This window comes from Methanogenium sp. S4BF (assembly GCF_029633965.1).
In the GTDB taxonomy this organism is placed as follows: domain Archaea; phylum Halobacteriota; class Methanomicrobia; order Methanomicrobiales; family Methanomicrobiaceae; genus Methanogenium.
On record NZ_CP091277.1, the window covers coordinates 2,212,762 to 2,234,964 of the forward strand.

Genomic DNA, 22,203 nt, shown 5'->3' on the forward strand with positions numbered 1-22,203 from the left:
TTTTTATAATGTGCTGAAACCTGTTTGTCTGTCATTTAGTATGGAAAATCCATAAAATGGGTCTCAATCTGTCCGTCACATCTCGTGAATCATCCTTGAATATCAGGATGGCTGTTAATGTGCGCCTGCCTGATTTCCGCAAGATCTCTCTTACATGCCGGGTTCAGATGTACTCTTCAGCCGCCTTTTTGATCTTCTGATTGACGTTGGGGCTGTTTTCCATCCGGTGCCAGTCGTCTTTGCTCATGCCCATAAAAAAATTGCATGAGCGGCATTTGAGCCAGATCTCGTATTCATCAGGCTGTTCTGCATGCAGTTCGTCTTTTCCGCATTTTGGGCACTGATACGCAACTTCTTTCATAAAAAACTCCTTTGAAAGTCCCTGATGAGGGATATGTGCGCATGGTAATAAGCCTCGTGGTTTTGTTATCTGTTGAATTTGCTCTGGAATGTGAATTTCAGGGGGAATCTGCGCTTTTATTCCGCCACTTGTTTCCCTCTGCATGATGGACGATCTATTTTGCATCCTCAACGCAGCAAATATCAGGTGCGGGACTGCGGATACAAAACAGCGTCCACCAGTGGCCGCCATACATTACAGAGATGAGCTACATTACAGAGATGAGCTGTATGGCACGGGGGAAGGGATTGCTAAGGTTTTCTTCTGCCCGTCTCCTCCGAAAAATGCCTTCGCAAAAATGAAATACAAGGGTTTCAGATGGGTTTCCGGTGAAATAGTTCCCGCAAAGAGCACTACCACCATTTTTTTGATGATGCCGATGCAATTGAAAGGAATACTCGTGTGAACCCGTTCCCGGGTGCACGATCGCATGAGATGGTATGATGACCCGAACAGTTGTACTCTCGGAAGACCCGGAATTTCTCGCTGAACTCTCCGAGTACCTTGAGGTTCTTTCCAGTCCGACACGCCTGAAGATCCTCCGGGCTATCGAGCGCCGTCCGATGGAGATCCGTGAAATCGCATCAGAGATTGAAACCAGCTACGAGAATACAAAAAAGCACCTGAACAAACTTACCGCAACGGGCATCATCAAAAAGGAGGCAGGTCTCGGACGTGAGACGGCCAAAGGGGTTCACCCGGTCTGGAAGTTTTCGCTGCAGCCGGGAGGGCTTGAATCGGTCATCACGAGTCTGGGGGTGTTCTCCTCCGGTGCGGTTCCGGCCGGGTTTGGGGATGTTGCATCCCGCGTCAGGACCGTCAAATCGATCCTGACCGGGGGTGAGGCCCTGCCCATGCTCCTCCTGACACTGGGGGAGGAGGACGGGAGGGTATTCCCCCTGAATTCCGACACCATTGCCCTTGGCAGGGAAGACCTGCCGAATGAGGCCAGGTATACCCCGGCAACAGACATTATCCTTCCCGCTTCGTATGCCGCCGTTTCCCGGGTGTCCCGGCCCCATGCACGGCTGAGCCGTACGGGAGAACAATGGCGGCTGGAAGACTGCGGAAGTACCGGCCAGACCATGGTGAACGGTGTCCCCCTGGGGAGAGGCGAGAAGAGGCCGGTCATCGGGGGCGACATAATCGATCTCGCAAACGGGGTCGGAAGTGCCCGGTTTGTCGTGATTGGCCCTGATAGTGATGAGGGATGAGGAACGATGAATGATACCCGCCGGGTGCCCGGCCTCCAGAGTCCGTTCTGCCGTGTACTCTGTATCACCCTTGTCCTGCTCTTTCTGGCGGCCGCCCCGGCCATGGCAAAGACAAATGATACCAAATCCGGGAAGATCTGGCCCGGACAGGGTGTCGGCCCGGCAAAGATCAACACGCCGGTACCTACCACAGAACCGTTCACGGAACAAACGCCCGTGAACACTCCGGGAGCAACTCCCGAACCAACTCCCGCAGCAACATCCACGGAAAATCCTGTGGAACCATATGCGCAAGACCTTCAGAACGAAACGGCCGAAGCAGCGGATGGCGTGGATGCAGGCGAGGCCCCTTCTGCTGACGGGGAAGATGGAAACGGCCTGCTCTTTCTTCTCATCCCGACTGCGGCCGTTGTTGCCGCCGGTGTGATCATCGCAACCCGGGGGCGGGGAACGGCAGGTGATGGCATGCCTGAACCTCCGGCGGGAGGCGAAGCAGACATTCCTGTCTCGATCAGGACTGTGGTGAAGGGGGCCGGGAATATTTCCTCCCCCCGTGTCCAACCATCATATTCCGGGTTTCCCGAACAGCTCGCATCAAAATACCGGAATATTGAATATCTTGGTCAGGGAGGGATTGCCTGTGTATACAGGGCGGAAAGGATCTCCGATGGCGGGGCGGTTGCGGTAAAGATCCCTATCGTTCCCGATGAGCAGACGGGCACCCATTTCATGCGGGAGATCCGGTTCTGGGAACGTCTGCACCACCCGAATATCCTTGCGATTTATGCGGCAAACATCCTCCCTGTCCCCTATGTGGAGATGGAGTATGCCCATCATTCCCTGAAGGACTGCCCGCTGCCCCTTTCGCCGGAAGCGGCCGTTCGCGTGATCCGGGGCATCGCCGCCGGCCTCTCATTCGCCCATGAAAACGGAGTGATTCACCGGGATATCAAACCCGAAAACATCCTCTGTGCAGAGGGCCGGATCCCGAAGATTACCGACTGGGGACTGGGATCGGTGACCGACGGGGGACACCGGACGCAGGTCGGCGGGTTCTCACCCGGATATGCGGCCCCGGAACAGCTGAGGCCGTCCGTGTACGGAGGAGAAGACGTCCGCACCGACCTGTACCAGCTGGGCGTACTCTTCTTTGAACTGCTGACAGGCACCACACCCTTTTGGGGTGCCGGGATTGGTGAGGTGACACTCGCCGTTCTCAACGAGCCTGCACCCCTTCCTTCAGAGTCCGGGGCCCCGACCGGTGCCTATGATGCCGTCATCCTCAGGTGCCTTGAAAAAGAGAAGGAGAAGCGGTTCTCTTCGGCAGAAAGGTTCTGCGAAGCCCTGCGGGATGCATCCGGGGATGTCAGACCTCACGAAAACGGATAAGGAGAACCTGGGAGTTCCATACCGGGAACCGGGGTATTTCCTTAATATATATTCGAACCGGACCAACAGGAATGCGAGGAACGGAGATGTCGTTCCCGGGAGCATATCAGTAATGCAACGAACAACACTGGTCATCGGATGTGTGATCTGCCTCTGCCTCTGTGCGTTTGCAGTGACGCCTGCCATGGCAAAGAACGTCATCAGTCCTCAGGCAGACAAGCTTTCCGACCACAAGCTGGACACGGGGGTGTCCGGGAAGGGGGCGCTCAAAAATGCTGACGAGCAGCTGATCAATAGCACCTGTGCAGCGACGAATGCATTCAGGATGCAGCAGTTCAACGACAGCGTCTCCTGGGGGGAGGAGATGATTGCAACGGTCAGTTCTTCAGGATATGACACTGCAAAGGCAGAAGCAGTCCTTGCCCAGCTGATTGGACAGGAGGACAGCCTCAGGGGGGCGCTTGAATCCTGCAATCAGGGGCAGATTTCTTCGGTGATGGCCAAAAACGATGCGCTGACAAAACAGCTCCGTATGTCACTGAACAATTGCGTCCGGATTAACGGCACCGAAAACGGAACCATGGAGATGAACCAGCTCCGTGAGAACTGCACCGCCGTCGATGCGCAATACCTTGAACTGCGGTACAATGAACGTCTGATGTACGGACAGGAGATCATTGATACCTTCAATGCGTCAGGGTATGACACAACAACCGCAGGAGAACAGCTCGGGATCATCGGGGCGAATAACCGGACATTCATGAATGCCACAGAAGATGGTGACCGTCCGGCCGTCAACACCGTTTTGAACGAGAACAAAAAAGCCTGGAACACCGGCAAACGTTCTCTCTGGGAGCAGATCCGTTACCTCTTCTTTGGTGAAGCGGCACCTGAAGACGCATCCGCCCCGTCCGATGATCCCGGAACCGGCGAAGGAGCCTGACCATTCCAAAAAACGCACCTAATAACAAATCCTGATACACATCAATCCGCATCGGACAGAGGCAGTCTGTCCTTCATAGAAATACTATAACCCTTTTCAATATTTTTTTCCTCCCTCATGCGTCTGGAGAACACCGTCATTTATCCATGAAAATCTCCTGTTACCCTGTAATCCGATATCTTCACCGGAGTCCAACAGTCGGATGAGGGGGTCAGCTGATAAGAATGGCCGGTAGTATTTCCGTTAGTATCAGGATGGCAGGTTGATCTGTGAATTTCTGTACGCCCGGACGGGCACGGATGTTCCGGTCCCATCCCCTTTCACACAGGGGTGAGAATCATTTTTTCCGCAGGGATGCCTGCCATCTTACCTTCTTCGACAATCCGGACAAGGTTCTCCATCATGGCGTCAACCTGTTTCCATGTCGGATTGTCCGGTGCCATTCCGGGGCTGCGGATGAGAAACGGCCTTCCTTGATCGGCCGCCTTGCGCATCGCAGGGTCCAGCGGGATGGCGCCGAGGAACGGGACGTCCATCTCCTTTGCGGCACGTTTCCCGCCGCCTTTCCCGAAAAGGTCGATCGCTTTTCCGCAGTGGGGACATACCATGCCGCTCATGTTCTCGATGATGCCGATCACCGGCAGCCCGATGGTCCTGACGAAATTCACGGCCTTTCTGATATCAAGGATTGCGACATCCTGCGGGGTGGTGACAATAACCGCCCCTGCGATGTTCGGGGCCAGCTGGGCGATCGTCAGGGCTTCGTCTCCGGTCCCCGGCGGGAGATCGACGACAAGATAGTCGAGTTCGCCCCAGTGGACATTTTCAAGGAACTGCCGGATGACGCCAGCCTTCATCGGCCCCCTCCAGATGACCGGAGAACTTGCTTCCGGGAGCAGAAATGCCATCGAAACCACTCCCAGATTGCCTGTCACGGGTACCGGTTCCATATGTTTCTGATCGTATGATGTCATTCGGCGCTCTTCAACCCCCAGCATCTTGGGAATATCGGGGCCGTGTATGTCGAGGTCCAGAAGTCCTGTTTTAAAGCCGTGGTTGGCAAAGGCAACGGCTAGGTTCGCGGCAACGGTAGTCTTTCCCACGCCCCCTTTGCCTGAGAGGACCAGCACGACATGGCGGACGGAGATATCTGCTTTTTTCGGTGTTGTCGGCGGGGGACGTGATGATGTATCTTCTGGCATATGCCCCTTACTCAGGGGGGCAGTCGATAAAGGTTTGTGTGGGATTTCCATTCGATGCCGGCTGGGATTCTGCGTCCCTTTTTTCCTGACCTGCTGTGCGAACAGTACGTGTGTGTTCTCCGCCGGTTTTGGATGCATACCGGAGATGAAGATCTATGGCGAATTTCCGGGGCAGATTGTATAACCCTGACGATTTCCGTTCGGCCGGACATACCAGAGGAAAATTGGTATATAGCATCTCTCTTACACATACTGCTATGCTGTCCGGGGTATCTGAATGCTGAAAATGGCGGGAGTTTTTTCACTGATATTCCTGTTTTGTCTCTCTGTCGGCTGTATCGCGGATACGAAAAACCCGGATGGAATGCCGACGCAGGAGTTTATGGGAAAAGTGAATGAAAGTCAGGAATATTATGATGCACTGGTCGCAACCGATCCGGAGAACCCCGGGGCATGGTGCTATCGGGCCATGAGCTCCAATAATTGCGGTCAATACGCGGCAGCCATGGAGAGCTGTGAAAAGGCGCTGGAACTGAACCCGGATTATGGCCTGGCCTGGCTCGTGAAGGGAATTGTCCTGATGAACATGAACCGGCATTGCGAGTCACTTCCGTGCTTTGCAAATGCCTCGATGTATGATCCGGAACTGGCATCCTATGCAGATATCTGGTATGTCTATAATGAAAACGCCTGCCCTGCGTAAATCCTAATTTCCCTCTTTTTCTCTTTTTCTCAGTAAAGGCGCTCATTGTTCTGCCTTCTCCGGGTCCCGCTCCAGCGCCCCACGCTGCATCGCCAGAAACGCGGTCAGATCATCCAGCGTCTTCGGGATGCACTCATGGACGACCATTGAGGGGGCGATCATATCCACCATCTCCCGTGCCTCCGGAAGAGAGAGCGGCCGGTGCTGGTCGGTGAGGACGGCATGCTGGAATGCAAGCGCCTCCTGATCATGGCGCTGCATCGTGGTAAATCCGTTCGGGATTCCCCTCCGGATGCGTTCCTGCCGGAGGGAGTGTGAGCCGCTCCAGTGGAGGTGGACGACATCAATCCGGTTGAGTATTTCCGGCGGCAGGGTTTCGATAAAGCTGCAAACGGCGCTAATGCAGTCCTTTTCTGGATCAGAGGAGGTGATGCGGTTCATGAGGTGTCCCGTGTCGAGGAGGAACCCGTAGTCTGAGAACTCCAGCATGTCCATGAAGGCGAGACAGGCATCCGGGTCTGTGTAGGTGAGGCCCGGATACCAGAGATTCTCAAACTGGAGGCGAACGGGAGGTTCCCCGTCGGGGAAGTCAGCCACCAGCTCATTGAGAAAGACTGCCGCCCGTTCGAGCACCTCACGGTCATCCCGTGCATAGGTGAGGGTGAACATCTCTGCCGTGTGGTAGTAGCCGAGGTGGTAGACTGCATAGCCTGCCTGAAGCCGGGCGGCCCGCTCGAGCTGGAGGCGCAGGGCGGCAACGAAATCCTGGTGCGTGCTGCAGGCAAAGAATGGCGGTTCAAACCGGACTGCCCCTTCACTTTCGGGGATTTTGCCATTTCCTGGTCGCTCAGGGTCCACGCCTTTTTCCCTGTTTTTCCATTCTTTATGCTCTTCCTCCATCATCTCCAGCCACCCGGAATGGAACGGGAGGTGGACGCCCCGCACCAGGTCCGGGGGGATTTCTGAGGGATCAACATCCTCATAGCCGGTATAGAGCTCCACACCGTCCAGCCCCTCTCTCAGGCAAAATGCGGCCACATCTGCCCATTCACCCCCGAAGAGGCTGCGGCCCCACGGGTAGACGGGGAGGCTGATAAGTTCTTTCCGGCGTAGCTGCATGGGGTATTCTCCTCTGTCAGGAAGATTGGCCGTCCGATAAGAAAAAAAGCGTGGAATAGAGATCCGGTGTTGGGGCGGCGGGAACGCCGTACCCCGTAATCCGGGTGTACGGTCTCCGCAACTTTCATGTGGGAGGGAAACCCTAAGGGAGTGCTTGGAGGAAGGAAACATGTATGAAGCAGATGTGCCCCATGTGGCAAAGGTTCTTGAGCTCATTGGCAGTTCCCCGAACGGATGGGAGGATGCCGTTGGGAATGCTGTGAGGGAGGCAGCAAAATCCGTCCACGACATAAAAGGTGTCTACCTGAAGGAGTGCACCGCAAAGGTGGACGGGAACAAAATCGTCGAGTATCGCGCCGTGGTTAAGGTCTCGTTCGTCGTGGAAAGGGAGAGCTGACCCGTCCACATGACCCCCCCGGGAGACCATCAGTCGTGAGGTAATTTCTTCTTTACCGGAGGTATCGGCCCTGGGGATGGTGGGTTACTACTCGTCACATATACTGGGGTATCCGGACTTGTCACCCCCCGCCATCAGATCCGTATCTTCTCTCCGTTTCTCTTCAATATGGGTTATCCCGCAGGTAATCTTCCTCTGACGGGTCTTTGGGAATCACTCGCAGATCAATAATTTTCTCGGGCCTCGGGTGATGAAGAACAACGGTTCCGAGGTCGTCCATCCTGTCACCTGCATGGTTGTCGGGTATCTTTCCTGTCCGCGGAGTGTTGCGCCGGTGTTCAACGGGGAACGTGATTGGGGGGTGGCTATCATACGGGTCGGAGGAACTGCCGGAGACACACCTGTGGCAGGGGTGCATATAATCATCGGAACGAACCGGCTTGTGACGAGGCTGTCGGAAATAAGTATCAGACAAAAGACAGGGTTTGTCTTCGAAAGATGGAAAAATGAGACTATATGCTGTCACTCACATCAATCTTCCCCGTCACGGCGGAGAGATGAGCGCCGTCCGGTATTCCCGAAGCATCCAAATGGAGGTTTCCACCTTTCCGATGAGGGCATCGATACGGGCGCATGTCCGTTAAAATAAAAAAAGAGGTTAATAATATGACAGATGCAAGAACTGCCGCAGTTGAAGTATACATTCTTCGAATGAGATCAAAATCAGAATTGTTCTTCATAACATGACTCTCTAAAAAAGAGATACGTTTTCTACAGAGCTGGAATAACCTGATAAAAATTGTATCCGGAGATTATTAGAATTTCAGAGATACATCCGGACAATAATTATACTGAATTTTTAAGGATTTCATGAAGATAAAAATTATTTGTGCCGAGTTTCCCATCGTAATTTCCGGCATCGATGTACAGGATACCATCTTTTTCTGTCGCGGCAAGTATTCCGTCTCTCATGGCAGCTTCAATAACTCCTGTATCGGTTCCGTTTATCACAATCTCATAGATTGAATTCACGCCATCAGGGACGAGGGAATCTTCGATCTTATCCTTTAGTGTCGGGCAGAACCTGTGGTTTGTGCTTGCAGACATAGGGAACCGGTAATTCTTACTTGCAACCTTTGACCCGCTTGCAACAATCCCACCCGGAAATCCTGTTATAATTCCCTCCCGGTTCCTGATTGCCTCAATTGCCGCCTGTGCAGCTGAGAGTGCAGACTGCTTATCCTTACCCATGATAAGAAAATTTCCGCCTGCAATTCCTTTGACTGCACCAAAGGACTCTTCTCCGATATAATCCCCTTCCATCACAGGAATCTTCCAGCATTTTCTGCCCCCGACAGTGCAGCGGCTCTCGTATGAGTCACCGAAATAGTGCATCCTGATATGGAACCTTGTTCTCGCATCCGGAAATCCGTCAAATGCTGATGCGGTTGCAGCTGTAAGAACACACTGGGAGATTCTTGCAGAGACATTTTCCTTCATACTCTTTCTGGCAGTACAGACAAATATTGATACTCCGGGACGTTTGTCCGGTGTCTCTTCCGGGGAGTAATATCTCTCAATTCCCGCTTCGCACGGGCACATAATAGTTGAGGTTGCAAAGCCGGTGGCCTCCGTCGCTGCAATCATTGCAAGTTCATATGTATCGGCTGTTATTATTACTCTTGAGAGCCAGATCGGAAATGCCTCTGCATATGTATCGACAATTTCAGTGCCGTTTATCTGCATTGGTTCACCTCTGTTTTCCGGTTTTGATTACACCGTCTTCAGTTACAACATAATCCATTAAGACATCATTCTCCTCAAGCGGCAGTTCATCTGTCTCCTGGCAGGCAAATGCAAGTGCAATTTTAATTACATCAGGATTTTTCTCAAGGAACCTGTCATAGTAGCCCGATCCATATCCGATTCTTCCGCCACGCCTGTCAAAACCAAGCATTGGCAGCATTACAACATCCACTGCACCTTCAGGAACGGGGATCTCGTTTCCAATAGGTTCAGGGACATTAAATGTGCTGGGAACAAGATGCGAAAGATCCCTTAAATATGAAAGTCTGAGGCTATAATCCTCCTTTACAATGATAGGAACAACCAGATCATATTTCTCATCAAGAAGTCTCTGCAGGATAGGAGCTGTATTAACTTCAATATCCTTTGATGAAAAACCCATAACTGTCTGGCCGGGGCTAATAAGTGTGAAAAAGTGTCTGCAGATGGCTTCGCCTTTTGTTTTTTTCTCCTCAGGAGTTAGCGAATCACGCCTTTTTCTCATAATATCGCGGATTTTGTTCTTCTCTTCACGTAAATTGGAATATTCGCGAGACATAGGCATTACTTTCTGGTTAAGGTATTTATGAATTGGTGAAGGATCCGACTAAAAAAGTACTTGTGGTTTGGGGAGGTTTATGGAAATTCTCCGATTTTTTTGGGTGGGTGGAAGGCGGTTTAGTAGGAAAATCTTATCCATTGTATCGATAATCTATAAACCAAAGTATATACCAAAGCCCTTTTTGAAAAAAACCTTCACAGAACTGCTGTATTGCCCTTTCTCAGGCGTTGTGGTATGATGCACTGTTTAAATGTAATGTCAACAGAATGCCGTCATATCTTTTGCAATTAATAGAAAAAACAGTAATAAATGTCCACTTATGTGGTAAACATAAATTTTTGAAATCAATAGAATCACTTGAAACCGTGAAGAACGAAAGCGTACAAAAATTACGCCCCCAACAGGACTCGAACCTGTGACATTCTGGTTAACAGCCAGACACTCTACCAACTGAGTTATGGAGGCATGCACAACCTGTGTGCCATACAAGGTCGCAGTGAGGGATAATAAATATTATTGATTTGTTCCGTTCTCTTCGCGCATTGTTTCGAGAAGAGCGATGATTGCATCAATCTCTGAATCAAGCGTTTTCATCCGTTCTTTTGCCGCTTCGGTCACCATAGCGCCTGCGGGGGATGCCTGAATATACCCCTGACCTTCAAGCACCTTCAGGGAGTAGCGCACACGATGGGCAGGCAGCCCGGTGAGTTCAGCCAGTTTCATTATTCCAATCGGCTGATTCTCTGCTACGATGCGCACCACCCTGAGGTGTCGTCCCACCAGTTCCACTTCAGAAAGGATCTTCTCAAGCATCGGTGTCGCCTGCATGTTCTCCGGCAGGGGCGGATGGTTCCGCCTGATTTGCTGCCGGTTTCCCGGATGTATCGTCCTGGGCCATCAGCCATTCCCTGTCGCTCTTATAGGCATTCCTGAAATACAGTGCCAGCACAATTGCCCCCACACCGCAGATGGCTGCGATCTGGTAGCTGTAGACAGGGATTACCCTGAATGCAGCAAGGATTGACAGTGCTGCGAGAAGGAAAATTGCATTCAGAACCATGGTGAGCTTTGCAAATTTCATCTTGAATATCTGCTTCGCTGACTCGTCCATTATCCATACATCAACCCGTCAGGATAAAAGTACTTGTGCTTTGCTCGGCAATATTCAGGCATGGAGACGCTCGATGAGGCCATGGAGAAGGCTGGGGCGGCAGCCTATGTCATCTATGCCTCCTCCCAGGACCCTGACATGCGGTACCTGACGCAGTTTGTCACATCTGACCCCCTTTTTTATGTCCAAAAACGGGGGGAAGAAGGAATCCTCATCGTCCCGCAGATGGAACTTGACCGGGCGCAGGATGAAGCGGCCTGTGGAGTAATTTCCCGGGGTGACGCAAGATTTTTTGAATTCCTCGAAGAGGAGGTCAGTCCCCGCCGGGCCGCTGCCCGTATGGTATACGAATATGCAGGCGGGGAGATCATAGTGCCGGGTTCATTCCCGCTTGGCATGGCTGAAGATCTTCGGTCATTCTGCCGGGTCACCGTTGACACGGACACGGTTGAGGGCATGCGGGCGGTGAAGAGCCGCCGCGAGCGTGACGCAATCCGCGCAGCGCAGGAACGCACCAACGAGGTGATGTCGTTTGCTGAAGATATCATCCGGCATGCCATCGTGCAGGGCGGAGAGCTCTGGTATGAGGGGGCTCCCCTCACCTCAGACATCCTCCGGCGGGAGATGCACTGCTGGCTTCTCCGGCACGGCTATACGGCACGTGACACGATTGTCTCATGCGGGAGAGAAACAGCCCAGCCTCACAACACCGGCTCAGGCACCCTGCTTGCAGATGAACCCATTCTCATTGATGTCTTCCCGCAGGACGAGAGGACAGGATACTATGCCGATATGACCCGGACGTTTGTCAAAGGGGAACCGTCCCCTGAGATACAGGAGATCTATGAAACCGTCCGTGACGGGCAGACACTCGCAGAAGAGATGCTCCGGCCGGGCATCACCGGTGCAGAGGTGCACAATGCCGTCCTTGACCTTTTTACCGAACGTGGCTATGCCACCGGGGATGAAGGGTTCATCCACAGCCTCGGCCACGGGGTTGGTCTGCAGATTCATGAAGGCCCCTCTCTTTCCCCGCGGGGTGACACCCCGCTTGAGGCAGGGCATGTGGTCACCGTTGAACCCGGCCTCTATTACCGGAAGACAGGGGGTGTCCGGCTGGAGGACCTCGGTGTTATCACCAAAGATGGTTTCGTCTGTTACACGAAATATGAGAGAAGACTGATCGTATGAACGACGATATTTTTACTAAATATATGGAAGCCGGGGCGCTTGCGAAGCGGTTCCGTGAAGAAGCAGCCGCCATGGTGCTTCCGGGCGCGTCAATCCTGGAGCTTGTCGACACCATCGAGCAGGCAATCCGCGATGAAGGTGTCGGGATTGCCTTCCCCCTCAATATCTCGATAAACGAGGATGCGGCCCATGATACTGCGGGGCCGGGGGATGAACGCCTCTTTTCAGAAGGGGATGTGGTAAAAGTTGATCTTGGTGTCCATATCGACGGATATGTCGCAGACACCGCAACAACCGTGGATATCGGCGACAACGCTCTCCTGGTCGAAGCGTCACGCGCGGCCCTGAATGCGGCCATTGCACTGGTCCGCCCGGGGGTTACCACGGGTGAAATGGGCACTGTTATCCAGCATGAGATCGAGTCACGGGGCTTCCGCCCGGTTGTAAATCTCACCGGACACGGGCTTTCACAGTATTCACTCCACGGAGAGCCGATGATCCCCAACGTCGCCATGACCGGCGGTGCCGTCCTCGAAGAGGGCATGGTCTTTGCGGTGGAGCCTTTCGCATCAAGCGGCACAGGTATGGTCTCCGATAGTAACCGTACCGTGATCTACAGCCAGATAGCAAACCGGGGTGTCAGGCTTGCCTCCGCAAAACGGGTAATGGACCAGATCCGTGATCGGCGCTCCCTGCCGTTCTCCAAACGCTGGCTGACGGGTGATAAGATTGATCTGGCACTCTCCACGCTGAAGAAGAACGGGGTGGTGCGGGGCTATCCGGTCCTTCATGACATTTCCGGGTCACTCGTCTCCCAGGCAGAACATACCCTCATTGTCACGGAAGATGGCTGTGTGGCAACCACCCTTTAGCCAACCTTTTTTGTTCTCTGCGTAGTACATCTCCTGTTACGCATGTCTGATGATGCTGATTCAATGGTTCTTGATCTCATGGAGATTCTTCTGACGGCCGCAGTCGCAAATGAAATCCCCGGGATCACGAAGAATGATCTGCCGCAGAAATTACGGAAAATAACCGGAATGTCCGGAGCAGCGTCAGAATTTAAACGGCCGCTGGTGATCAGCGAAGGGGTTCTCGACCGTGAGATAGGGGTGAAAGGGGCGTATGAGCACCTGCGCGCAAATCCTTTCGTTGACTATGACGAGTTCGGGCAGCGCCTCTCTATCACCGCGCTTGGACCTGCGGTGCAGTGGTTTGTGAAGAAGGGGGGAAAACGGTGGATAGAACAGAATCCTGCACTTGCACTCTATGCGGAGAAAAATAAGATCGGTACCTTCTCCTATCAGGACGCACTGAAGAAGAACGGGCGGTTTGAGGACTCGGTTGAGTTTATTGAGGCAAAGCTTGCCCCCATCGTAGCCGAGTCCGAGGAGATGCGCAATGCCCGTGACCTGATAATCATCTACGCGCCGGATGAGATGGAGTTCAGTATGGATGATCTTGTCTGCACGGAAGGGCAGCTGGATGCGATTAAAAAGATCGATGTGGCGCTGAAAAACCGGGATTTCCTGCGTGATCACCGGATATATGAGTTTGGAAAACTGCTCTTTGTGGGTCCTCCCGGAACCGGAAAGACATCTCTTGCGCTTGCGATGTCCCGCGAACTCCATATGCCCCTCCTTGAAGTCCGTCTTGCGATGATCACCTCCCAGTACCTGGGTGAGACATCCAAGAATATTGACCGCATATTTGAACTGGCGCGGCGTCTCTCCCCCTGTATACTCTTCATTGACGAGTTTGACTTTGTAGCAAAGTCCCGTCTCACCGATGACAACGCGGCGATGAAGCGTGCGGTAAACATGCTCCTCAAAAACATCGATATGGTCAGTTTTGTCAAAAACGGTGTCCTCCTCATCGGGGCAACCAACCATCCTGCTCTGCTGGATGAAGCGGCATGGCGGCGCTTTGATGATGTTGTTGAGTTCCCGATGCCGGATCGCACAATGCGGCGGGACATCCTGCGTGCGGTCACCTCCCTGATTGAGTGTGAATGCGACTTTGATTCCGTTGCTGAACAGACGGAAGGGTTCTCCGGTGCAGACCTGCGGATGATGATCAAAGAAGCGATAATTGCGGCCCTTATGGATAACCGCCACAAAGTAACGGCTGAAGATATTGAAATCGGCATGCAGAACCTCAAGAACCGTCACGTCATCCGGAGCAATATCTGACGACCAGGTGCCTTTTTGGATGACTGTTACAATCACACTGCTTGGAACCGGTGACACCACCGGCACCCCTCTTGTCGGATGCACCTGTCCGAACTGTACCGAAGCCGCTGCATCCGGAAGGGAACGCCTCCGGACCTCTCTTCTGGTGGAGCATGAGGGGTTCGCCCTCCTCATTGACACCTCACCTGACCTCCGTCAGCAGCTGCTGCGCGTGGGGTCACCCCATATCGATGCTGTACTCTGGACCCACGGGCACTATGACCATTTTGCGGGATTTAATGATTTTTACCGCGTGCAGAAATATCCTCCCGGGTATGGCGCCCCGGAGGTGGTGGCATATATGCAGGAGCAGTTCCATTTCATTCACTTTGCTGCCCACCCGCAGGAGCCCTATGTGCCTTTCACCCTGGGCGGCCTGCAGATCACCCTCGGGGAGGTGAACCACCCGCCTGCGCCGACGTATGGCCTTCTCATAGAAGACGGGAATACCCGTATCGGGTATACGGCAGACACCAACCCTGACATCCCGCAGCGGACGAAAGAGCTTCTGGACGGGTGTGATCTTTTCTTTGCTGATGCGCTTTTCCCGAACGGGATTGAGCATCCAAAACATATGAATTATTCAGAAGCAGTATCCCTCGCACGTGAACTGCACGCAAAGGATTTCCGTCTCGTCCACCTCTCCCATAAAATCGGTTTGGAGGCCCCACATATCGGATATGACGGGGATGTGTTTGTGCTCTGAGACCGGGTGGTCATTTAGTTATTCCTGAAATGCAGTTCTCCTCTCCTCAGGAGGGGGCAACCCATATATATTTACCCGGTCGTTCACAGACATATACGGTACGTATGGAGATCAAAATTCTTGAGCTCAATCCCGCCAGTGTAAAGATCCTCTTTGTCGGTGAGAGCCACACATATATGAACGCCCTGAATCAGCAGATCCTCACAGATCCCCGTGTGGACGTGTCATCCTATAACCCAAGGTTTGATTTTACTGACCCGGAGTTGTATGTCTCAACCAAAGACGGTGCAGACCCCATTGTGGTCATCATCGATGCAGCCCGCAAGATCAGTGCAGACTGCGCTGAACTGCTGGACGCAATTCAGCAATCCTAGATACCATATATCTTTTTTCAGACCTCTTTTTGTGATCGGCATCCCTGCAGTGCCAGCTGATTCTGAAATCCGGCCGGGCAGAAACGAAAGCTTCGCTGGTCGGTGCATTGGATCTGCCGCCGGAGGATAATACCTCACAATGGCGGGAAAAAAACGGGTTTGGGATTATTATAGCCGTTCGGTGAAGACAATTGAGCCCGCTACACGGGTGACACGTACCTGCAGTTTCTGGCCGGGTTTTCCACCGCTTACATACATTGTGTATTTGCCGATTCTGACCACACCATCGCCACGTTTTGATATGGACTGGATTTCCACTGTCATCTCTTTGCCTTCTTCCACCTGATTCGCCACTGATTCAGGGCGGGCACGGCGTTTTCTGACCGGCCTGTGACTACCGCAGGCATCACACCGGAGGAGAGTGATGCGCCCGTCTTTTACGAGGCGGGTGTCGGGCTTGCCGCATTCAGAACACATGACATAATCTTCTGTATATTTGTTCACAAGGCTCTTGATCAGGTCAATTTCAAACTTACCGTTAAAGACCGCCCGGTTTCCGTCTAACTTCCCGGATGTTCCCAGTTCACCCAGCAGAAACTTCATCAGGTGGTCAGGTTCACGGCGGAGAATTGATGCAATCTCTCCAAAGTTTTCAAGGACAGTCGTCTTCCCCTCAATAAACACCTTTGCCGGAGGTACAGCAAACCGTCCCTCATCACCTGAGGTCTCGGTGATATTCTCATAGGCATGGTCAAGCAGCGCTTCATATGGGTCGGTCATGCAGGTACCTTTAGTATTCTACTGACTTAATAGTGCTTTTTGCGCCTCCGGGGTACTCAGGGCCGATTCCTTTGTCCCTTGTGCCTGCAGGTGCATGCAGGATGCTATATGCGCACCATTAATAGCGCAGGTGTCCAACCCTTCTGCATCATGGTATCTGCCGGAGACCTTGCTTATCTGGAAGAACAACTAAAGCGGCCCATAACTCCGCTTGAATACGCCTGCTTCGAAAATCTCTGGAGTGAACACTGTAGCTATCGTTCAACAAAGGCATTCCTGAGGACACTCCCGACTACGGGTGAGAATGTCCTTTTGGGGCCTGGTGATGATGCGGCCATTGTGAAATATTCAGATGATATTGCGCTTGCAATCGGCATGGAATCCCATAACCATCCGAGTTATGTGGACCCCTTCGACGGGGCTGCGACCGGAGTCGGCGGCATTGTGCGGGACATCATCTCGATGGGCGCCAAACCGATTGCGCTTATGGACCTCCTCTACTTTGGGCCAATAACGGAAGAGAAGAACCGCTATCTCCTTGAACATGTGGTGCAGGGAATTGGTGACTACGGCAACTGTATCGGTGTTCCGGTCGTGCGGGGAGAAGTGGCATTCGACGAGGGGTACTCCGGCAATCCTCTCGTCAATGTTGTCTCTGTGGGAATTGTAGATCCGGAAAAATATCTCACCGCCCGGGTAAAGAAGCCCGGCAACCGGCTGGTGCTCTATGGTGCATCCACCGGGAGAGACGGCCTTGGCGGGGCATCGTTTGCCTCCCGCGACCTCTCGGAGGATGCGGAGGCTGAAGACCGGCCCTGTGTCCAGGTCGGCGACCCGTATACTGAGAAACTGCTCATTGACGCAACAATGGAGATGGCAGCCACCGGAAAGATTGTGTCATGCCGTGACCTGGGTGCGGCAGGACTCGCGGGCGCATCGTCTGAGATGTCCTCCAGTTACGGTGCCCGGATTGAGGCGGACGCTGTTCACCTGCGGGAGACCGGCATGAATGAGGTGGAGATTATGCTTGCCGAGTCGCAGGAGCGGATGCTCATGGAGGTCGCAGAAAGCGACATTCCGGCACTTGCGGCCATTATGGAGAAGTACAGTCTTCAGTGGCGCGATATTGGTGAAGTAATCGAAGAGAGGCGCTACATTGTCACCTTTGAAGGGAATGTCGTCTGTGATCTGCCGATTGATCTGCTTGTGGAAGGGGCGCCCGGTGAGGCATGGGCTTCTCTTTCCTATTCGCGCGAACGTCCCTATCAGGCTCCGGAAGGGGATATCAAAGAGCTCTGTCTTGCGGTGCTCTCCCATCCTGATGTGGCCCGAAAGGACTGGATCTCCCGCCAGTATGACCACGATGTGCAGCTTCGGACCGTCTCGATTGCAGGCGGGGCCGGCCTTCTCCGGCTGGGGGATGCTGCCCTGTCCCTCTCCTGCGGCTGCTCCCCGCGGCAGATTGAACTCAAACCGTATGAAGGCACAGCAAACACTGTCTATGAAAATGCCGCCAACCTTGCCTGTGTAGGCAGTATGCCTCTCTGTGTGGTAAACTGCCTGAACTTCGCAAGCCCGGTACACCCGGATATCTACTGGCAGCTGGGTGAGGCAGTCCGCGGCATGGGGGACATGGCAACGGCCGTCGGTGCTCCGGTGGTGGGCGGCAATGTCTCGCTCTACAATGAGAGTGATGAGTTTGGAACACGTATTCTTCCCACTCCGTCTATCGGGATGGCAGGGAAGGGGCCGGTGCTCCGGTACACCCTTCCTGCAGAGGGGGCCACGCTTGCCATCGCCGGCAGTTCTGTCTCTGCGCTCGGAGGCTCCGTGCTGGATGCAGTGACCGGATGCGGTGGTCCGGCTCCGGATAAGGCTGACCCCTCCATTCTGGAAAAGATCCGTTCCTTCGTACAAAACGGTGGTTTTGCTGCTGATATCTCTGCAGGTGGGTTAATCGCGGCCCTGGCGGAGTGTACACCTGCTGCCGCTGTCACCCTTGCAGGCGAGGCAATACCTGCTCTCTTTGACGAATCACCGGGTCGGTTCCTGATAGCATACACGGATAAATCGATTGCAGAGGGGCTTGACGCAGTTGAAATTGGCACCGTCGGCGGCGATGAACTTATCATATCTGTAAGTGGAAATATTATTAGGTTCACTCCTCAGGAGACTGAAGCAGCACTGGGAGCCCTGACATCAGTGATGTATGCTGAGTAAGTAGGGGCAGAATCCCACACAATATTTATCCGTAACAACGGGGGGAAACCGGAATATGATGACAATTCTTCTCGCAGATGATGAGCCCAGTCTTCTTGAACTGGGCAAGGTCTTTCTCGAGCGTACAGGCGATCTGAAGGTGATCACCGCACTGGGTGCAGAGGAAGCTATGGAGATCCTCAGGACCACAAAGATCGATGGTATTATTTCAGACTATCAGATGCCGGGAATGGACGGTATTGCGTTTCTGCAGAAGGTGCGTATCCGGTATCCTGATATGCCCTTTATGATGTATACCGGCAAAGGGCAGGAGGATGTAGTGATCTCAGCCCTGAGAAACGGGTGTGATTATTATCTGCCCAAAGGCGAGGATCCGAAGGCTGAGTTTGCCGAACTGGCCCTGCAGGTCAGGCGGATGGTGAAGAACAAAAACCTTGAACGGGATCTCAATGAGAGTGAGGAGCGTTACCGGCTTATCATCGAGAACTTCACCGGCATCATCCTCCAGCGCCGTGCGGATAACCGCGTTATTTATGCAAACGGTGCGGTGGAGAGTATCACCGGATATCCGGCTGAGATGCTCATGTCCGGTGACTTTGGATGGGATACAATCGTCCATCCGGATGATCTGTCGATTCTCTCCCGCACAATAGAGGATGCACGGGCCGATCCCTCGGTTGTCAGCGTGAGTGAATATCGTATCATAACCCGGGAAGGGGATGTCCGGTGGGTGCAGGAGTCATGCAATTATGTCCGTAAAAAGAGCGGTAAGATTGCCTCGGTGCACGGCACTCTCTATGATATCACCGATCGGAAACAGATGGAGGAGCAACTCATCGCCCAGCGTGATCTGGGTCTCTCCCTTGCAGCTGCCCGTTCCCTGGACGAAGCGGTATCTCTCTGCCTGGATACCGCATCACGGGTGGCAGAGATGGGATTTGGGGCACTCTATCTGGAGGATGCACATACGGAGAGTTTTACCCTGTCGTGCGCCACCGGGTTTTCGGATGCATTCCTCTCCTCGATGGAGGTGATAGGAAAAGATACTCCTCTGGCCCGTCAGGTGTTAGCTGGTGACTATATCTATGGGCACTTTTCTGATCTTCCTGATATGCTCGGTTTTACGCCCGGAAAGGAGCGGATACAGGTCATTCTGATCATTCCGATCATCTATAACAATGCCTCTGTCGGTTTCATTCTGCTGGGTTCGAATTATACTGAAATTATTCCGGATTCAAGTCTGATGTCCCTGGAAGTCATCGCCTATCAGGTAGGCAATGCTATCGCCCGTATATGGGTAGAAGAGATGCTTGCAAAAGCAGAGGTCGGATCGGGATTTTTCCCGTCAACATCTGCTGAATAACCGGGTGGGCATGACGCCGGAGAGGCGAATCCGGTCACTTTTTTTTTAGCGGTGCATGGAACGAATGGTTCAGGCACTGTGTTCTATTGGAATCACGAAAGGACCTTTTGAGAAAAAACTCTCATGATGGTTGCCCGATTCGAAATGTCAACAGGATCCGGTGATAAATACTGATACCGTCAGAGAAAAAAAGCGGTGGGTAGTAAAAAAATTAGTCCGAGAGATCTCTGAACTGCGGCATAAGGCCACGAACCTCACGGCCAACCGACTCAATCAGGTGCTCTTCACCCTGCCGTTTCAGTGAGGTGAAGACCGGCCGGTTGACCTGGTTTTCAAGCATCCATTCACGGGTGAATTCGCCGTTCTGGATTTCAGTGAGTATCTCTTCCATTGCGGCGTATGCCTCGGGGCCGATAACCCGGGGACCGCGGGTGAGGTCGCCATACTCAGCAGTGTTTGAGATGGAGTCACGCATCTTGGTGAATCCGCCCTCATAGATGAGGTCAATGATGAGTTTGCACTCGTGCAGCACCTCGAGGTATGCCATCTCAGGTGCATATCCTGCATCCACAAGCGTCTCAAATCCTGCCAGGATAAGTGAGGTCATTCCACCACAAAGAACTGCCTGCTCACCGAAGAGGTCAGTCTCGGTCTCTTCCTGGAATGTTGTCTCAAGGACAACTGCCCGTGTGGCGCCGATACCCTTTGCATATGCAAGGGCGATCTTTCGCGCATTGCCGGTTGCATCCTGATGGATGGCAATGAGTGCAGGGACGCCGCCTCCTTCGGTGTACACCCGCCGGACCATGTGGCCCGGTCCTTTTGGTGCAACCATAATGACATCAACCGTGGGTGGCGGGACAATCTGTCCGTAGTGGATGTTGAATCCGTGGGAGAACATTACACAGTCCCCTTCCTTGAGGTTTGGCATAATCTGGGCACGGTAAACACTGCCCTGAAGTTCATCCGGAAGAAGAATCATAATGACATCTGCCATACCAGCAGCGGTAGCTACATCGAAGACCTCAAAGCCGTCTTCAGATGCTTTCTCCCAACTTTTCCCGGGGCGCAGACCGATGATGACATCCAGTCCGGAATCGCGCAGATTGAGTGCCTGGCCCCGTCCCTGAGACCCATACCCGATGACGGCGATCCGGGAATTCCCCAGATCTCCGAGCTTTGCATCGGATTCGTAGTATTTCTCTATCATTTTTTCGTCCCCAACGGTTGCTGGTTTCCTTCATAACTATTATAGCATAGGATAAAAAACCTAACATCAGGAATATAATATCTGCAGAATTCGTACCTGAAATCTGCTTTTTTCATTCGAGGTTAACATGGAACTGCCTGATACACAATCAACCCAACCTGAAGTCAGAATAAACCTTACCCGGGTCGGTGTCAAAAATGTCAAGAAACTTGTTGAAGTTGCCCGTCCGGGAAAGCGCCCGGTAATTTTCATATCAACATTCAATGTATATGTGGATCTCCCCAGCAGCCTGAAGGGTGCGAATCTCTCCAGAAACTTTGAGGTGATTGATGAGGTGCTTCAGCAGGCCATTGAGGGTGAAGTAAACGGTATTGAAGAAGTATGCAATGCTGTTGCCCGCAAACTCCTTGACCACCATGAGTATGCAGACCGTACAGAAGTCAAGATGAAGAGTCTCTACATGGTGAAGCGTGAAACGCCGGTCTCCAAGACGGAGTGCCACGAGGTCGTTGAGGTGCATGCCAGTGCGGTTGCTGACAGAAACAATGGTACACCCATCGTCCGGAAGATGATCGGTGCGGAAGTAACCGGTATCACTGCCTGCCCCTGTGCCCAGAATATCATGAAGGAGCTTGCCTCGGCAAAACTGCGCAACCTTGAGATCACTGAGGATAAAATTCAGGAATTCCTGAACGAGATCCCGATGGCCACTCATAACCAGCGTGGGAAAGGATTCCTTTTGATTGAGACTGATGATGACCAGCGTGTTGAACTTGATACCATTATCACCATCCTGAAAGACTCCATGAGCGCCCGGATCTTTGAACTCCTGAAACGCGGTGATGAGAGTCATGTGGTCTTCTCGGCACACAGCAATGCCCGGTTTGTGGAAGACTGTGTCCGTGAAATGGCCAAACATGTGGTTGCCAAATTCTCGTATCTGCCGGGTGATTCTGTCATCACGATTAAGCAGACAAATGAGGAAAGTATCCATCAGCATGATGCCTATGCGGAGCGCAAGGCAACCATTGCAGAGCTTAAAGCTGAAATCAGGGCGAATTAATTCGTCCATTCTCATTTTTTACCTGAAATTGTGCTTTTTTCGGAAATGATGTCCTGAATAGCAGAGAATTCTTTCCGAAAAGAGTAATTGATCAACATAACCTTTTTGACCGGATGCGTGATAGTAACGAAACTTATTTTTAACTGCTTATTCACATATCTCATACGTACTTCTTAGCGGGTACGTGTGTTGCTACACATCGTACGTGATTTTATGCATACGCGTGTGTTTGGATAGCCA

Annotated in this window: 23 protein-coding genes and 1 tRNA gene; 14 read left to right on the forward strand and 10 right to left on the reverse strand. The window is 52.7% G+C overall.

Annotated elements, in window-relative coordinates; translation table 11 throughout:
* Positions 1-163: 163 nt before the first annotated feature.
* On the reverse strand, positions 164-361 hold the full coding sequence (locus tag L1S32_RS10620; protein WP_278155074.1) for a hypothetical protein: 198 nt from the start codon (positions 359-361) through the stop codon (positions 164-166).
* A gap of 142 nt (positions 362-503) precedes the next feature.
* Here L1S32_RS10620 and L1S32_RS10625 point away from each other — a divergent pair, with 142 nt between their 5' ends.
* The 4 genes from L1S32_RS10625 (at position 504) to L1S32_RS10640 (ending at position 3,946) form a co-directional block, all read left to right on the forward strand.
* Entirely contained in the window at positions 504-806 is a 303-nt protein-coding gene (locus tag L1S32_RS10625) for a hypothetical protein (protein ID WP_278155075.1), read from the forward strand.
* 34 nt (positions 807-840) lie between these two features.
* Positions 841-1,614, forward strand: coding sequence for an FHA domain-containing protein (locus L1S32_RS10630; RefSeq protein WP_278155076.1), 774 nt, complete (start codon positions 841-843; stop codon positions 1,612-1,614).
* A gap of 6 nt (positions 1,615-1,620) precedes the next feature.
* Positions 1,621-3,003, forward strand: a complete 1,383-nt coding sequence (locus tag L1S32_RS10635) for a serine/threonine-protein kinase (protein WP_278155077.1) — start codon at positions 1,621-1,623, stop codon at positions 3,001-3,003.
* Between the two features lie 112 nt (positions 3,004-3,115).
* Entirely contained in the window at positions 3,116-3,946 is an 831-nt protein-coding gene (locus L1S32_RS10640) for a hypothetical protein (protein WP_278155078.1), read from the forward strand.
* 320 nt (positions 3,947-4,266) lie between these two features.
* On the opposite strand, the gene L1S32_RS10645 is transcribed toward L1S32_RS10640, so the two are convergent.
* Positions 4,267-5,148 carry an Mrp/NBP35 family ATP-binding protein gene (locus L1S32_RS10645; RefSeq protein ID WP_278155079.1) on the reverse strand — a complete coding sequence of 294 codons (882 nt, stop codon included), beginning with the start codon at positions 5,146-5,148 and terminating at the stop codon, positions 4,267-4,269.
* Positions 5,149-5,425: 277 nt separating this feature from the next.
* Here L1S32_RS10645 and L1S32_RS10650 point away from each other — a divergent pair, with 277 nt between their 5' ends.
* Positions 5,426-5,851, forward strand: a complete 426-nt coding sequence (locus L1S32_RS10650) for a hypothetical protein (protein WP_278155080.1) — start codon at positions 5,426-5,428, stop codon at positions 5,849-5,851.
* A 42-nt stretch (positions 5,852-5,893) separates the two neighbouring features.
* On the opposite strand, the gene L1S32_RS10655 is transcribed toward L1S32_RS10650, so the two are convergent.
* Positions 5,894-6,970 (reverse strand): TIM barrel protein, encoded by a 1,077-nt coding sequence (locus tag L1S32_RS10655; RefSeq protein WP_278155081.1) that lies wholly within the window; start codon positions 6,968-6,970, stop codon positions 5,894-5,896.
* A gap of 169 nt (positions 6,971-7,139) precedes the next feature.
* On the opposite strand from L1S32_RS10655, the gene L1S32_RS10660 reads away from it, so the two are divergent.
* Positions 7,140-7,367 carry a dodecin family protein gene (locus L1S32_RS10660; protein WP_278155082.1) on the forward strand — a complete coding sequence of 76 codons (228 nt, stop codon included), beginning with the start codon at positions 7,140-7,142 and terminating at the stop codon, positions 7,365-7,367.
* Between the two features lie 846 nt (positions 7,368-8,213).
* Here L1S32_RS10660 and fhcD read toward each other — a convergent pair.
* From fhcD to L1S32_RS10685, 5 genes are all read right to left on the reverse strand, one after another.
* Positions 8,214-9,113, reverse strand: coding sequence for a formylmethanofuran--tetrahydromethanopterin N-formyltransferase (gene fhcD / locus L1S32_RS10665; protein WP_278155083.1), 900 nt, complete (start codon positions 9,111-9,113; stop codon positions 8,214-8,216).
* A 4-nt stretch (positions 9,114-9,117) separates the two neighbouring features.
* Positions 9,118-9,711, reverse strand: coding sequence for a 5-formyltetrahydrofolate cyclo-ligase (locus L1S32_RS10670; protein ID WP_278155084.1), 594 nt, complete (start codon positions 9,709-9,711; stop codon positions 9,118-9,120).
* A 395-nt stretch (positions 9,712-10,106) separates the two neighbouring features.
* A tRNA-Asn gene (locus L1S32_RS10675) sits at positions 10,107-10,179 on the reverse strand.
* A gap of 48 nt (positions 10,180-10,227) precedes the next feature.
* Positions 10,228-10,542, reverse strand: coding sequence for a hypothetical protein (locus L1S32_RS10680; RefSeq protein WP_347403347.1), 315 nt, complete (start codon positions 10,540-10,542; stop codon positions 10,228-10,230).
* Positions 10,520-10,825 (reverse strand): hypothetical protein, encoded by a 306-nt coding sequence (locus tag L1S32_RS10685; RefSeq protein WP_278155085.1) that lies wholly within the window; start codon positions 10,823-10,825, stop codon positions 10,520-10,522. Before L1S32_RS10685 ends, L1S32_RS10680 begins: the two co-directional genes overlap by 23 nt.
* Positions 10,826-10,885: 60 nt before the next feature.
* Between L1S32_RS10685 and L1S32_RS10690 the strand changes: the two genes are divergently transcribed.
* From L1S32_RS10690 to L1S32_RS10710, 5 genes are all read left to right on the forward strand, one after another.
* Complete coding sequence (locus L1S32_RS10690; protein WP_278155086.1) at positions 10,886-12,016, forward strand: Xaa-Pro peptidase family protein; 1,131 nt, start codon at positions 10,886-10,888, stop codon at positions 12,014-12,016.
* On the forward strand, positions 12,013-12,888 hold the full coding sequence (gene map, locus L1S32_RS10695; RefSeq protein WP_278155087.1) for a type II methionyl aminopeptidase: 876 nt from the start codon (positions 12,013-12,015) through the stop codon (positions 12,886-12,888). Before L1S32_RS10690 ends, map begins: the two co-directional genes overlap by 4 nt.
* Positions 12,889-12,930: 42 nt before the next feature.
* Positions 12,931-14,208 (forward strand): ATP-binding protein, encoded by a 1,278-nt coding sequence (locus L1S32_RS10700; RefSeq protein ID WP_278155088.1) that lies wholly within the window; start codon positions 12,931-12,933, stop codon positions 14,206-14,208.
* 19 nt (positions 14,209-14,227) lie between these two features.
* Entirely contained in the window at positions 14,228-14,953 is a 726-nt protein-coding gene (locus L1S32_RS10705) for an MBL fold metallo-hydrolase (protein WP_278155089.1), read from the forward strand.
* 104 nt (positions 14,954-15,057) lie between these two features.
* Positions 15,058-15,327 (forward strand): DNA-directed RNA polymerase subunit L, encoded by a 270-nt coding sequence (locus L1S32_RS10710; protein ID WP_278155090.1) that lies wholly within the window; start codon positions 15,058-15,060, stop codon positions 15,325-15,327.
* Positions 15,328-15,495: 168 nt separating this feature from the next.
* Here the strand turns inward: L1S32_RS10710 and L1S32_RS10715 are convergent, their stop codons facing one another.
* Positions 15,496-16,107 (reverse strand): translation initiation factor IF-2 subunit beta, encoded by a 612-nt coding sequence (locus tag L1S32_RS10715; protein WP_278155091.1) that lies wholly within the window; start codon positions 16,105-16,107, stop codon positions 15,496-15,498.
* Between the two features lie 108 nt (positions 16,108-16,215).
* On the opposite strand from L1S32_RS10715, the gene purL reads away from it, so the two are divergent.
* On the forward strand, positions 16,216-18,327 hold the full coding sequence (gene purL, locus L1S32_RS10720) for a phosphoribosylformylglycinamidine synthase subunit PurL (protein ID WP_347403348.1): 2,112 nt from the start codon (positions 16,216-16,218) through the stop codon (positions 18,325-18,327).
* 55 nt (positions 18,328-18,382) lie between these two features.
* On the forward strand, positions 18,383-19,690 hold the full coding sequence (locus L1S32_RS10725) for a PAS domain S-box protein (protein ID WP_278155092.1): 1,308 nt from the start codon (positions 18,383-18,385) through the stop codon (positions 19,688-19,690).
* Positions 19,691-19,901: 211 nt separating this feature from the next.
* On the opposite strand, the gene ilvC is transcribed toward L1S32_RS10725, so the two are convergent.
* Positions 19,902-20,900, reverse strand: a complete 999-nt coding sequence (gene ilvC, locus L1S32_RS10730; RefSeq protein ID WP_278155093.1) for a ketol-acid reductoisomerase — start codon at positions 20,898-20,900, stop codon at positions 19,902-19,904.
* A gap of 127 nt (positions 20,901-21,027) precedes the next feature.
* Here ilvC and mptA point away from each other — a divergent pair, with 127 nt between their 5' ends.
* On the forward strand, positions 21,028-21,963 hold the full coding sequence (gene mptA / locus L1S32_RS10735) for a GTP cyclohydrolase MptA (protein WP_278155094.1): 936 nt from the start codon (positions 21,028-21,030) through the stop codon (positions 21,961-21,963).
* Positions 21,964-22,203 lie beyond the last annotated feature (240 nt).